This window comes from Acinetobacter sp. SFB (assembly GCF_001647545.1).
GTDB lineage: Bacteria > Pseudomonadota > Gammaproteobacteria > Pseudomonadales > Moraxellaceae > Acinetobacter.
The window spans coordinates 447,381-459,657 of the sequence record NZ_LSZH01000011.1; the positions used below are offsets into that span (position 1 = coordinate 447,381).

Here is a 12,277-nt window from a genome sequence, read left to right on the forward strand (position 1 = left end):
TGCAAAAAAAAACGACCCAGAAGGTCGTTTTTTTAAGAAGGCAAAATTATTTAATTTTAGCTTCTTTAAAAATTACGTGTTGACGGATTTTTGGATCAAATTTTTTGATTTCCATTTTTTCCGGCATAGTACGTTTGTTCTTAGTGGTGGTATAGAAATAACCTGTACCAGCTGAAGAAACTAGACGAATTTTATCACGCATGATTCGAACTCCTTAGATCTTTTGACCTTGAGCACGAAGGTCAGCAACAACCTTTTCAATACCCAATTTGTCGATAATACGCATACCTTTAGTGGTTAAACGAAGACGTACGAAACGTTTTTCGGTTTCTAACCAGAAACGGTGGTGATGCAGGTTCGGCTCGAACCGGCGTTTGGTTTTGTTATTGGCGTGCGAGACGTTGTTGCCAACGACTGGACGCTTGCCGGTAACTTGGCAAACCTTAGACATGGTGAACTCCATTGCTAGACAGCACCAATTGTGCGACTAGTCATTAAAAGTAAACGGATGAAATCATTCAAGGGGCGTTTTATATCAAAAATGCGCTTAAAAGACAAGCGAATTTAATAAAAACCCGGCATGAACACGTACAATAGCTCATGCCTTGATCAGTTAGCGAAGAAGGGCCTTCGAAATCAATTTATGAATCGGCTTGTTAAATGGTGGGAGAATGAATTTTAAGCTATAGAGCTTAGGATTCGACATCACCGACCGTTCATGAGACAAACTGAAGAACCCTTCCGGACCATGATACTTGCCCATGCCTGAAGCACCTACGCCACCAAATGGTAAATCGTCTTGTGCAACATGGGTTAATACCGTGTTTTGCCCGAAATGCCCTGAATGAGTATGCTGTGCGACATAGTCAGCACGCGCCTGATCAAAGTCGAAATAGTATAAAGCAAGTGGACGCGGACGGCTATTAATAAAGTCAATAACATCGTCAATTTGATCATATTCTAGAATTGGCAGGATTGGTCCAAAGATTTCTTCTTTCATAATCCGCATTTCAGTGGTTACACCGGTTAATAAAGTCGGCGCAATTTTTCGAAGGGCAGTTAAATCTTCATGTTCAGGATTGATTTCGATGATTTTGGCGCCCTGACTACGCGCATTTTCCAAATAACCTTGCAGGCGATTATACTGTTTGTCATTAATAATTGAGGTGTAATCTTGATTATAGGCAAGATTTGGATACATCTCTTCCACATAGGCCCTAAACTGCTCGATGAATTCGGCCGTTTTACCTTTAGGCAGGAACATATAGTCAGGTGCCACACAGGTTTGACCTGCATTCCACAGTTTACCGGCAGCCAGACGTTGAGCAACATCTTGTAAATCAATAGACGGGTGAACCAGAACCGGGGACTTTCCGCCCAATTCTAAAATCACCGGCACTAAGTTTTCTGATGCAGCCGCCATCACAGTTTTACCAACTTCTGTAGAACCGGTGAAAATGATTTTATCAAAGGCTAAATGGCTAAATGCATCAGAAATCGGACCACCACCATTAATGACTGCAACCAATTCGATCGGAAAGGCTTCACTCAAGGCTTTTTCAAGGGCACGGCCAAAATTGCTCGATGCGCTGGAAATCTTAATCATGGCATTGTTGCCGGCAGCAATTGCACAAATCAGTGGACCAACCGACAATAATAAAGGATAGTTCCAGGGAGCAATAATTCCAACCACACCGAGCGGTTGATATTGAACCCAGGCTTTTGCCGGTTGATGAATAATTCCGACATGGCGTTTGGAAGGTTTCATCCAATGGGTCAAATGCTTGCTATAATATTTAATCTGTTCAAGACAGGTGAGTAATTCACCGATTTTGGTTTCGCTAATAGAACGGTTACCATAGTCTTGGTTAATTGCTTCGGCAAATTGATCTTGATATTTAACTAAGATGCGCTTTAAACGTGCTAAACGATCAATACGTTCCTTTGCTGTTGGTAAAGGATGGCGTTGATAGGCATGTTTTTGCTGTTCCAGCACATCGTGTAAGTGCGGAATATCGAAAGAATGTGGTGTCATTGAAGTTGTTTTTGTTTGACTATTCATGACCTGCTACCATTAAATAAAAGCGATTAATTTATTTTTTAGAGTAAAAGCTCTAAATAGTCAAGTTACTTTATGTGTTAGCTAGCTAACCTATTGAATGAATGGTTACTTTAGGATGTCTCACGCCAAAACGGTAAAAACCAAAGAACGTATTCTACAGCTCAGCTTACAGTTGTTTAATGAGCGCGGTGAGCGTTCAGTTACAACCAATCATATTGCAGCTGAACTGAATATGAGTCCGGGTAATTTGTATTACCACTTTCGTAATAAAAACGAAATTATCAAAGAGTTGATGGAGCAGTATCAAAAAGAAACTCTGGAAATGCTTGCATTGCCGGATGATCGCTTGCTTGATGCCAATGATAAGATTCGTTATTTCCAAGTACTGAGCAGCCAGCTTTGGGCTTATCGATTTTTGCATCGTGATGTTTATCATCTGGTTGAAAATAATGATGATTTTCGGAAAATGTATCCACGTTTTGCCGGTCAGGTGATGCAGCAAGGGCAGAAAATTTATAAAGCCTTTGTGAATGCAGGGTTAATGCACATGACGGACTCGGAAATTGAGGCCCTGATTATTAACTTGTGGATTGTGTTGACCAACTGGACCAACTTCTTATATATGTCGGGTCATATTACCGACTCAAATACTTTAGAAGAAAAGTGGGTCTGGCAGGCATTACGTCAAATGGTATTCCTGGAAGGGGCATATTTGCGTGGTGAAAGTCGTCAAACCTATGAACACCTGCTTGAAACGCTGGGGCCTTCAGAACTTTTTGAGAGTCTGTCTTCAAGTAAAAATCACGATGCGACCTAGCCTATTTAGAAAGCCTTAAAAAAGCGTTAGAATGCTCGGCTTGTTTTTCAATTTAACTGATTAGTGATATAAACCAACATGAATATGACCACTGCCAACACAGCACGCTTACTGATTACTTGCGAGGATAAACCAGGAATCGTGCAAGCTGTATCGAGCTTTTTGTATCATCAGGGAGCAAATATTACCGCACTTGATCAATACGCGACTCAAGCGCAGGGCGGGCGTTATTTCATGCGTGTTGAGTTTGAACTGGACAACTTGCAAAGCCGTAAAGAAAATTTGACTCAAACTTTTGCGACCAATGTTGCAGAGCGCTATACCATGAATTGGCGTTTGGCTTTGGTGAGCGATGTTAAAAAAGTCGGTATTCTGGTGTCTAAAGTCGATCATGCCTTGCTTGAGTTATTGTGGCGTCATGCACGTGGTGGTTTGCCTTGTGAAATTACCAAAGTAGTGTCCAATCATGAAGATTTACGTGAGTCGGTGGAGAACTTCGGTATTCCATTTGAAGTCGTGCCGGTCAATAAAGAAAACAAACGTGAAGCCTATGCAAAAATTGATGAATTAATGCAAGGTAATGATTTGTTAGTTCTTGCACGTTATATGCAAATTCTGGATGAAGAATTTGTTAAAAAATGGGAAATGAAAGTGATTAATATTCACCACTCATTCTTGCCTGCATTTGTCGGTGCAAACCCTTATAAGCAAGCTTATGAAAAAGGTGTGAAACTGATCGGTGCTACAGCGCATTATGTGACTGCGGATCTTGATCAGGGACCGATCATTGAGCAAGATGTAGAACGGGTAAATCACGATTTTACAGTCGATCAACTGCGTGAACTTGGACAAGACGTCGAACGAAACGTGTTGGCTCGTGCGGTAAAATGGCATCTTGAAGATCGTATTATTGTGGATGGCAACAAAACGGTTGTTTTCCAATAATAATTGTTAAAATAATTCATTCAAAAGGCGTGCTTTAGGCATGCCTTTTTTGTTTTCGATTCAAAAAACTCATCAAAACTTACGATTTAATAGTTGCAAATGAAAACACTTCTCATTTATTATTGCGTTGCTTTAATTGTACTAACCGATGAGCTTGATTGCTTAAATCTGTATGGATCTGCAATCGCTTTAATTAGGTAACTGATGTTAATGAGTCACTCTCCCGCTCTAAATATGCAAACTCCCAATCCGATGAAAAAGAAAATTATCACGGCGCTTATAGCCGTTGTCATCGGTCATATGGGTGTGTTGTGGGCGGTGGGAGAAATGAAAACCCCAGAACTCAAACCGATTGAAAAACAGCCTTTAAAAGTTCGTTTTGTTAAAATTCAAGAACCGCCAAAACCTTTGCCGCCGAAGCCAAAAGCTGAACCGAAAAAAGAGCAGCCAAAGCCTAAAGAAGTGAAAAAAGTTGAAATTGTAGAAAAACAACTTCCACCACCGCCGAAAAAGGTAGAGAAGGTTCAACAAGTTAAGAAAGCAGACACACCCAAATCTGTAGTAAAACCGGTTGAAGCCCCACCTAAACCGGCTGTCACTACCACGATTTCTGAAACTAAAGTTGTGAAACCGGCACCGGTAACGCCACCCGCTCCGCCAGCGCCAGTAACACCACCGGCACCTGCTGCACCGCCATCGCCAAAAAGTGTATCAATTGGTGGTTCAGGCGTGCAATGGAGTCGTTCGCCAAAACCTTCTTATAATAATAATGATTTACAAGGGCAGACGCGAACTATCGTGGTTCATATTGAAGCGAATGAAAAAGGGGTGATTACCTCAGTGCGTATTTCGCGTTCGAGTGGTGTGCCTGCTTTAGATGACAAAATTTTACGCTCAGTGCGTAGTTCCAAATTCAAACCGTACAAAGAAAATGGCGTGGCTTATCCAATTAGTGCTGACCAACCATTTGAATTGACATTGAATCCACGCGGCTAACATTTTTTAGGAGTTCGAGTATGAACTTTTCAGTTTATTGGCAACACGCCGATGCAGTGAGTAAAACACTGTATTTCGTGTTATTGGCAATGTCGATCACGACATGGACAATCTTCGTTTTACGTTTAATGGGGACTCGCCAACTGAAGCAACAAGCTTATGCTCAACTTTCTCAAGCGTTAAGCAAATTAAAGGCCAAATTGGCCCCACTCAGTTTTGAACAGCGTAAAGCTGTTGCAGAACAAGCGTTATTACGCCAAATTTCTGCTGAAAAATCGAGTGCGGAGAAAGGTGTAGCAGTTCTCGGTACTATTGCTTCACTTGCACCATTTGTGGGTTTGTTCGGTACAGTTTGGGGCATTTTCCACGCCTTGGTCGCAGTCGGGAAAAGTGGTCAAGCCGGTTTGGCACAAGTTGCGACCCCTGTGGGTGAAGCCTTGATCATGACCGGTTTAGGTTTGGCCGTGGCCATTCCTGCAGTATTGGCTTATAACATTTGTACCCGTGTAAACCGTGGTTTATCGCATGAGTTACAAGACAAGGCACACAGTCTGTTAATTGATACCATGTTGCAACAAGATAGCGCGGCTCAAGTGACTGACGCTAAAGCAACCTCGAATCATTTGGTTGGAGGTCAAGCTTAATGGGCTTTCAATTGGGCGAAGACAACGATGTAGGCATGAATGAGATGAATCTCATTCCACTGATCGATATTATGTTGGTATTGATGATCATCTTTTTGGTGACAGCTACCGTCGCTAACCCATCAATTCCATTAACCTTACCAAAAACCACGGCAGATATTATTGATTTGCCTCCTAAAAATGTCACCATCAGTATTAATGCAGATGGAAAAGTTGCCTGGAATGGCAATGTGCTCACGCTTGACGAGCTACAGACAAAATTTAACGAAGCAGGTCAGGAACAGCGTCAGCCGACCATTGTGCTGAAAGCAGATAAAGATTCACGTTATGACGCTGTTGCACAAGTGATGTCTCGTGCGAGCGAAGCCGGGCTCAGCGATATTGCTTTTGCAACTGATAACTAAGCTAAAATATAAAAAAAGCGACCGTGAGAGTCGCTTTTTTTATGTCTAAAGTTTGCTGAAAAGTAGCGTTATTCAGATTTAAGCAAATCTTGAAACTTGCTGCGTAATTTCATCAGTTTCGGTGGAATGGAAAAATTACAGTAACCTTGGGATTGGTTCCGTGCAAAGAAATTCTGGTGATATTCTTCAGCTGGGTAGAACTTGGGTGCAGGACTCAGCTCAGTCACAATATTCAGGCCTTCTGCCTTCAAATGATCAATGGCCTGTTGTGCTTGCTGTTGCTGTTCATCATTCAGGTAATAAATTACGGAACGATATTGAGTACCAATGTCATTGCCTTGACGGTTTAACGTAGTTGGATCATGCGTAGTGAAAAACACATCCAACAGCTGATCAAAGCTAATTTGTGTTTCATCATAATCAATTAAAATGACTTCTGCGTGGTTGGTGTCGCCACGGCAAATATCGTCATAACTTGGATTGTCGGTGCGGCCACCTGCATAACCACTGACCACTTTTACTACACCTTTCAGCTGTAAAAATATAGCTTCAACACACCAAAAACATCCACCACCAAATAATGCCTGTTGCATGGTTCTATCCTGTATTTGTTTATTGTTTTTAATATAGGGGCTTTTTATGAAGCTACAATGTATTTATTTAGACATTTTAAACACTAAAGCCTGAGATTTCAGGCTTTTTATTTAAGCGCTTTAACGGGGTTGAACCGGACTGGTAAATTGGATCAGAAGATTGCCATGACGATCAAGTAGCTTTAGGGTTTTGCCAAAGACTTGATAGTTTGCCACTTTGGTTAGTGCTTCATTAAATTGTGGCGATACATTGTTGCTATCCAGACATGCCATCTTGGTGCCTGCCATTGGGCCAAGAACCAAGGTATCTCGTCCCGCTTCATAGCTGCCCATAATACGATTACAACCATCTGCACCACTGACACGTTTGCTCGCAGCATCAAATTGCAAGCTTGGAATATTATGTGCACTGGCTGCGGTCTTAATTTCAGTATTGCCAATATGGGTTGCAATCCAGGTACGGTTTTGCAGTTGTACTAAATTTGCAGTTTCAATCGTCGTAGATGCGCTTGGGGTGGTTTCACAACCGCTAAAAGCAATCGTTGCACCGATAATGCCAACAGCAAATAATTTTTTTAATATCATATTGGTATTCCCATTCTTGATTTACCTTGGGTCTATATAAACAAAAAAACAGCCATTTAACTAGTTCTAAATGTATGTTTTATATATTTTTACATTTTAAATTATGGCGATTTTTGTAGTATGGGTTTAGGGAGGCCTTTGCGAATGAGGGTTGAATATTGAGTGCTGGAGATATTATTTAAGCCACTGACCCGTGGGTTGATATAGGCAACTTCATACCACTGTTTTATCGTCAAATCATGCGAAAGGGCATTTAAGTCATACAGATAATTGGGTAAATAGCCTGAAGCAAACAGGCGGTAATCGGTAGGCAAATGCCTTTTAGATATCGCTTGCCCCATATCAAAAACCAGCGTGGTGCAGTTACTGGTGAGGCTGTTATACCATTTCGGCTGATTCTTTAATTCATCGGCTTTACGCAGATATTCTTCAAACAAGGCACGTCTTTCTGCTTTGGGCATATTGATCGGAAAGAAATAGACCTGTTCGTGACGGACATTACTGCGGGTATAAATCAGATCCTTTTCATCTGCTGCAATCAGGCTGAGTTCATATTTTCTAAAAAAACCACCATAAGTGGAAAATTCTTCATTTTTTTGTTTGCGAACTTCAATCGAGAAGGTCAATGGCTTGCTATTGGCAAAATCAAAGCTGACCAAGGTATGTGCAATTTGTGGTCCCATCCAATAGGAGGTGATGATATTTACGCCAGTGATCTGATTTAAATCAAACTTGCGGGATTCCCAGCGTTCATCATAACTCCCATCTGTATGCCAATTAAAATTACGCACATTGTGCAAGGTGATCTGGTCGCCATTTTGTTCATAGGACAGCACTTGGGCCACTTCTGGATTCCATTCACGATCTTGTTTGGCTTCCAGGTTGAAATACCAAAATAAGCCCAGGAGAAAAACCAGAATATAAATCAGCACATCCGTATGGCGGTTAAAGAAATGCTGGGTGATATAAATCCCGAGAATACTTAAAGCAAACACAATCCAGATACCAATCAGTACGCGGGTCAATAACCAGCCAAAAGGTTCCTGAAACCACAAGGCAAGACACAGCCAAATAGAGGACAAAATAACGAAAATACTGAACATGGAATGGAGTAAAGTCATGCCCAGCGCAGCGAAAAATTCCCTTTTTCCAATATTATGCATATTTGACTTTATCAGTAATTATTGTCTTTATTTTCGGTAAGTTGCGAACTCAAAAGCAATCCCAGTTTTGTCGTCAATATGTTGTTCAGAGGCGACTTTTTTAAATTCGGCTGGAATTTCTGGATAATAGGCATCGCCTTGAACATCAAGCTCGACATGGGTCAATTCCAAACGGTCGGCAATGTTCATGGTCTGTTTAAAGATTTCGCCGCCACCAATTACAAAGATCGAATCTGGTTTTTCTGAAGCTTGTACATCAGTAACAGCTTGAACCAAAGCATCTTCAATAGAATTGGCCACTTTAGTCCCTTCAAATAACCAATCAGTGTCACGGGTAATGACCCAATTGACACGTTTCGGCAAGGTGCGTCCCATCGACTCTAAAGTCTTGCGTCCCATAACCACAACACCACCTTGGGTGATTTCTTTAAAATGCTTGAGGTCAGCAGAAATGTGCCAAGGCAAGTCATTATTTTTACCAATACAGCGCTGCTGATCCATGGCCACAACATGTACAACTTCTAGATTCTGGAAGGTCATAAAATTTTCCCTGTATTTTTTATATTCAGATACGCTTTCCGCCTTTAGAAAAGGCGGGAATTAAAGGGGGGATTTTAGAAATTAAACCGCAACAGGCGCTTTGATCCCTGGATGAGATTCATAGCCGACAATTTCGATATCTTCAAATTTAAAATTGAAGATATCTTTAATTTCAGGATTTAATTTAAGCTGGCAAAGTTGCATTGGCTCACGACTGAGTTGCAATTTGGCTTGTTCAAAATGGTTGACATATAAATGGGTATCACCACCCGTCCAGACAAAATCCCCTACATCCAGATCACAGACTTGCGCGATCATATGCGTGAGCAGGGCATAACTGGCAATATTGAATGGAACGCCCAAAAATACGTCCGCACTGCGTTGATACAACTGACAAGACAGTTTGCCGTTTTGGACAAAAAACTGGAACAGTGTATGGCAAGGTGGAAGGGCAACATTTCCCGCTTCATTCGGGTTCCAACCAGATACGATTAAACGACGTGAGTTTGGATTGGTTTTAATTTCATTAATCAACCATTGAATCTGGTCAAAACCATCTTGTTCATATAAGCCATTATCTTTTTTGCTTGCACCAAAGTTACGCCACTGGTGACCATAGACCGGACCCAGTTCACCCTCAGGACGACGAAAACGTGCGGTTTGTTCTGCAGTAGCCCATTCATCCCAAATTGAAACTTTGTTGTCCTGTAGATATTTAACGTTGGTATCACCTTTTAAAAACCACAACAGTTCAATTACGATGGAGCGAAAATGAACTTTTTTGGTGGTCAATAAAGGGAAACCTTTGGAAAGATCAAAGCGCATTTGATGACCGAACACTGAACGCGTCCCTGTACCGGTACGGTCGCCCTTGTCGCCACCGTTGTCGAGGATGTGTTGTAAAAGGTCTAAATACTGACGCATGTCTCTCTCATAATATTGTGAATTTCTTGTGGCACATATTAGCCTTTTTTTTACAGTGATGAAACCACAGCTTACTCAGTATAAAGAAACGGGATTAACCTGAATTTTATATTTAAACACATGAAAATTAAATAAATTTTAATGATTAGGGTAGCTGTTGAACCTATATGGGATTTCATGAGATTAAGGTTTGCGTTAAAAATTATAAGGGTAAAGAAAATGGTTAATTTTTTTCTTTCAGTATTTCTGAATTGAATAAAGCACATCGAGAATAAATTGCAAAGTATGCAATTTTCTCGATTTTCAATTTCTCAGGTTGCATATCAACAAGTCATGAATAGCGTTTGCAAGGAAATAGGCGTTTGCTGCTTATCTATGCAGCAGCGATTGAATTTATCAGCTACATGCAATTATAAAAAATAACAAAAAATAATCACTTAACTTAAGAATAAGAGATTCATTTATATTTAATTACATTTTTTACATGAAAAGTCACATATTTCAAGTTACTATCTCCGCCGTCGAAATGAGTGAAAAGCCCGTGGTTTAAGGGTTAGGAGTAGTTGTAAAGAATGGCTTATGATTATAATGTACACATGAATGAGATGTATGCACCTGTTCAGACTAATATCGTAATTCGTTCTCAATCTGGTAAAAATTCTACAAAAAATACAGCATCCAAGTCCGTTCAAAGCAGCCCAAAAAACAACATCATTGCAAGCAATGGACAGCGGATTGATATTAATAAATTCACCAATTTCTTGCAGGATATTAGCTCATATCGCAGTTCACAAAAGTGTGCCAAAAGTATCCGGCTTGCTTTGGAGTCAGCAGGGGCAAAATTTCAAAGTCATCCTGTTGCTGCGGCAGACTGGGGCAATACTTTAACGAAAATTGGTTATCGACAAATTAATCCTAAATTCGATTCCCCTAAAGAAGGTGATATTTATATCATTGATCGAACCGGCAAACATGTGTATGGACATATTGCCGGGTTTAATGGCCAGCAATGGGTATCTGACTTTAAGCAAAAAAGTTATGACGTTTATAATGAAAAAGGTCTGACCTATAAATATTACCGTCCGGGCTTTTAAAGTTAAAAAAACTTAAAACCGCCCAACATAAAATTTCATCAGAAATGTTTCTCATAAAAAAAGATGCCCGAGCGGCATCTTTTTTTATTTCACTTTTTAGCTTAAGGCAGTTGCTTAATCGGACTACCCCCTAAAGCTTGCATTAAGGTGACATAAGCATTGTATTGGCTTTGCTTGGTTTGAATTAAAGCCAGTCGTGCATTACGTGTGGTTTCTTGTGCATCTAACAGGTTTTTAAGTGCAATTGCACCGTTGCGGTAACGCACCTCAGTTAAACGTTCGGTTTTCTCGGCCAGTTGTACATTACGCTCTTGCAAAGCCACCTGTTTGTTTAATTCGGTACGTGCCGAGAGTGCATTTTCCACATCGGCAAAAGCCTGATACAGGGTTTGACGGTATTGAATAATCGATTTTTCATAATCCAGATCACTGATCGCCAAATCTTTCTTCATATCGTTATATTGCAAGAATGGCAGGCTAAGACTTGCACCCAAGGTTAAAGCCGGGTTTTGCAATAGATTGGTTAACGATGTGCTGGAAGAGCCTAAATTTCCGGTCAAGTTAATTGAAGGATAGTAACCGGCTTTGGTGGCATCTTTGTTGGCCAAAGCTTTACGCAAACGTAATTCCGAGGCCTGCAAATCTGGACGACGTGACAGCAAATCTGCCGGTAAGCCTGCTGCAATGCTCGGCAAGGCAATACGCGGTAAACGCTGCGGTTCGGCTATATTCAGTTGCTGTACAGGTTGATTCATCAAAACAGCTAAAGCCGTTCTGGTTTCCACTTTTTGCTGCTCAATCTGGCTTAATGTCGCTCTTTGACTCTGAATCGATTGTTCTGCCTGAGTTAAATCCAGTCCAGAAACTGCGCCCGCACGGTATTGCACTCGCACTAGATCATAGGTTTTTTGCGCCGTTGCCAGATTTTGCTGTACCACATTCAATCGTTCATTCAAATAGGCCAATTGCCAATAAAGCTGTGCTGTCGTTCCAATCAGACTCTGGGCAGTAGCTTGTAAATCCTGTTCAGTCGCCAAAGCTTCCCAACGAGATGCTTCAGTCTGCCGCGCCAGTCTTCCGAATAAATCCAGTTCATAACTCACACCACCACTTACAGACAAGCCACGTGAGGAGTCATCACCTGAATTTAAGTCAATCGTATGACCAGTCGATACACTGGAGCTGACACGTGGACCTTGCTGATTTTTAGCTAAACCGGCCTTTAAACGTGCTTGCTGCAAATTAATTCCGGCAACTGCCAAATCAGTATTGTTGGCCAAAACTTGCTTGACCAATTGATTCAGCTGCGTATCGCCAAATAAAGTCCACCATTGGTCGGCATAGACATCAGCATACACTTGCTGGCTCATGGCTGTACTGTTTTGGAAGTTGTTTGGAATGTTGACACTGGGTTGTTGATACGGTGTTTTCACCACCGCAGCACAACCGAACAGCGATCCACTTAAAATAAGGGCAGTGGCAAGTTTGGTAAAATTCATTTGCATTCTAG

General features: G+C 41.1%; 15 protein-coding genes. 6 read left to right on the forward strand and 9 right to left on the reverse strand.

Annotated elements, in window-relative coordinates; all coding sequences use genetic code 11:
• Nucleotides 1-46: 46 nt before the first annotated feature.
• The 3 genes from rpmG to AY606_RS06615 form a co-directional block, all read right to left on the reverse strand.
• Nucleotides 47-202, reverse strand: coding sequence for a 50S ribosomal protein L33 (gene rpmG, locus AY606_RS06605; RefSeq protein WP_001205031.1), 156 nt, complete (start codon nucleotides 200-202; stop codon nucleotides 47-49).
• A 12-nt stretch (nucleotides 203-214) separates the two neighbouring features.
• Entirely contained in the window at nucleotides 215-451 is a 237-nt protein-coding gene (rpmB, locus tag AY606_RS06610) for a 50S ribosomal protein L28 (RefSeq protein ID WP_053578814.1), read from the reverse strand.
• Between the two features lie 162 nt (nucleotides 452-613).
• Nucleotides 614-2,062, reverse strand: coding sequence for a coniferyl aldehyde dehydrogenase (locus AY606_RS06615; RefSeq protein WP_067866354.1), 1,449 nt, complete (start codon nucleotides 2,060-2,062; stop codon nucleotides 614-616).
• Between the two features lie 115 nt (nucleotides 2,063-2,177).
• On the opposite strand from AY606_RS06615, the gene AY606_RS06620 reads away from it, so the two are divergent.
• From AY606_RS06620 to AY606_RS06640, 5 genes are all read left to right on the forward strand, one after another.
• Nucleotides 2,178-2,879 (forward strand): TetR/AcrR family transcriptional regulator, encoded by a 702-nt coding sequence (locus AY606_RS06620; protein WP_067866356.1) that lies wholly within the window; start codon nucleotides 2,178-2,180, stop codon nucleotides 2,877-2,879.
• Nucleotides 2,880-2,957: 78 nt separating this feature from the next.
• A complete protein-coding gene (gene purU / locus AY606_RS06625; protein ID WP_067866358.1) occupies nucleotides 2,958-3,824 on the forward strand; it encodes a formyltetrahydrofolate deformylase in 867 nt (288 codons plus the stop codon).
• Nucleotides 3,825-4,034: 210 nt separating this feature from the next.
• On the forward strand, nucleotides 4,035-4,820 hold the full coding sequence (locus tag AY606_RS06630; RefSeq protein ID WP_067866359.1) for a TonB family protein: 786 nt from the start codon (nucleotides 4,035-4,037) through the stop codon (nucleotides 4,818-4,820).
• Nucleotides 4,821-4,840: 20 nt separating this feature from the next.
• The gene (locus tag AY606_RS06635; protein WP_067866361.1) at nucleotides 4,841-5,464 is read left to right on the forward strand and encodes a MotA/TolQ/ExbB proton channel family protein; all 624 of its coding nucleotides are present in this window, start codon (nucleotides 4,841-4,843) and stop codon (nucleotides 5,462-5,464) included.
• A complete protein-coding gene (locus AY606_RS06640) occupies nucleotides 5,464-5,868 on the forward strand; it encodes an ExbD/TolR family protein (protein WP_067866363.1) in 405 nt (134 codons plus the stop codon). Before AY606_RS06635 ends, AY606_RS06640 begins: the two co-directional genes overlap by 1 nt.
• A 68-nt stretch (nucleotides 5,869-5,936) precedes the next feature.
• Here the strand turns inward: AY606_RS06640 and msrA are convergent, their stop codons facing one another.
• The 5 genes from msrA to thyA form a co-directional block, all read right to left on the reverse strand.
• The gene (gene msrA / locus AY606_RS06645; protein WP_067866365.1) at nucleotides 5,937-6,461 is read right to left on the reverse strand and encodes a peptide-methionine (S)-S-oxide reductase MsrA; all 525 of its coding nucleotides are present in this window, start codon (nucleotides 6,459-6,461) and stop codon (nucleotides 5,937-5,939) included.
• Between the two features lie 120 nt (nucleotides 6,462-6,581).
• Nucleotides 6,582-7,043 (reverse strand): META domain-containing protein, encoded by a 462-nt coding sequence (locus tag AY606_RS06650; RefSeq protein WP_067866630.1) that lies wholly within the window; start codon nucleotides 7,041-7,043, stop codon nucleotides 6,582-6,584.
• Between the two features lie 104 nt (nucleotides 7,044-7,147).
• Nucleotides 7,148-8,209: an Lnb N-terminal periplasmic domain-containing protein gene (locus AY606_RS06655; protein WP_067866367.1), complete on the reverse strand. Its 1,062-nt coding sequence runs from the start codon at nucleotides 8,207-8,209 to the stop codon at nucleotides 7,148-7,150.
• Nucleotides 8,210-8,236: 27 nt separating this feature from the next.
• Nucleotides 8,237-8,749 carry a dihydrofolate reductase gene (locus AY606_RS06660; protein ID WP_067866369.1) on the reverse strand — a complete coding sequence of 171 codons (513 nt, stop codon included), beginning with the start codon at nucleotides 8,747-8,749 and terminating at the stop codon, nucleotides 8,237-8,239.
• 81 nt (nucleotides 8,750-8,830) lie between these two features.
• The gene (gene thyA / locus AY606_RS06665) at nucleotides 8,831-9,673 is read right to left on the reverse strand and encodes a thymidylate synthase (protein ID WP_067866371.1); all 843 of its coding nucleotides are present in this window, start codon (nucleotides 9,671-9,673) and stop codon (nucleotides 8,831-8,833) included.
• Nucleotides 9,674-10,245: 572 nt separating this feature from the next.
• On the opposite strand from thyA, the gene AY606_RS06670 reads away from it, so the two are divergent.
• The gene (locus tag AY606_RS06670) at nucleotides 10,246-10,767 is read left to right on the forward strand and encodes a hypothetical protein (protein WP_067866373.1); all 522 of its coding nucleotides are present in this window, start codon (nucleotides 10,246-10,248) and stop codon (nucleotides 10,765-10,767) included.
• Nucleotides 10,768-10,868: 101 nt separating this feature from the next.
• On the opposite strand, the gene AY606_RS06675 is transcribed toward AY606_RS06670, so the two are convergent.
• Nucleotides 10,869-12,272, reverse strand: a complete 1,404-nt coding sequence (locus AY606_RS06675; RefSeq protein WP_067866375.1) for an efflux transporter outer membrane subunit — start codon at nucleotides 12,270-12,272, stop codon at nucleotides 10,869-10,871.
• Nucleotides 12,273-12,277 lie beyond the last annotated feature (5 nt).

What these genes read in the sequence shown, in the direction of transcription:
- thyA (WP_067866371.1), bottom strand. Translation starts at nt 9,673, where the DNA reads ATGCGTCAGTATTTAGACCTTTTACAACACATCCTCGACAACGGTGGC.
- AY606_RS06630 (WP_067866359.1), top strand. Translation starts at nt 4,035, where the DNA reads ATGAGTCACTCTCCCGCTCTAAATATGCAAACTCCCAATCCGATGAAA.
- AY606_RS06615 (WP_067866354.1), bottom strand. Translation starts at nt 2,062, where the DNA reads ATGAATAGTCAAACAAAAACAACTTCAATGACACCACATTCTTTCGAT.
- msrA (WP_067866365.1), bottom strand. Translation starts at nt 6,461, where the DNA reads ATGCAACAGGCATTATTTGGTGGTGGATGTTTTTGGTGTGTTGAAGCT.
- AY606_RS06655 (WP_067866367.1), bottom strand. Translation starts at nt 8,209, where the DNA reads ATGCATAATATTGGAAAAAGGGAATTTTTCGCTGCGCTGGGCATGACT.
- rpmB (WP_053578814.1), bottom strand. Translation starts at nt 451, where the DNA reads ATGTCTAAGGTTTGCCAAGTTACCGGCAAGCGTCCAGTCGTTGGCAAC.
- AY606_RS06640 (WP_067866363.1), top strand. Translation starts at nt 5,464, where the DNA reads ATGGGCTTTCAATTGGGCGAAGACAACGATGTAGGCATGAATGAGATG.
- AY606_RS06635 (WP_067866361.1), top strand. Translation starts at nt 4,841, where the DNA reads ATGAACTTTTCAGTTTATTGGCAACACGCCGATGCAGTGAGTAAAACA.
- AY606_RS06660 (WP_067866369.1), bottom strand. Translation starts at nt 8,749, where the DNA reads ATGACCTTCCAGAATCTAGAAGTTGTACATGTTGTGGCCATGGATCAG.
- AY606_RS06670 (WP_067866373.1), top strand. Translation starts at nt 10,246, where the DNA reads ATGGCTTATGATTATAATGTACACATGAATGAGATGTATGCACCTGTT.
- rpmG (WP_001205031.1), bottom strand. Translation starts at nt 202, where the DNA reads ATGCGTGATAAAATTCGTCTAGTTTCTTCAGCTGGTACAGGTTATTTC.
- purU (WP_067866358.1), top strand. Translation starts at nt 2,958, where the DNA reads ATGAATATGACCACTGCCAACACAGCACGCTTACTGATTACTTGCGAG.
- AY606_RS06620 (WP_067866356.1), top strand. Translation starts at nt 2,178, where the DNA reads ATGTCTCACGCCAAAACGGTAAAAACCAAAGAACGTATTCTACAGCTC.
- AY606_RS06675 (WP_067866375.1), bottom strand. Translation starts at nt 12,272, where the DNA reads ATGCAAATGAATTTTACCAAACTTGCCACTGCCCTTATTTTAAGTGGA.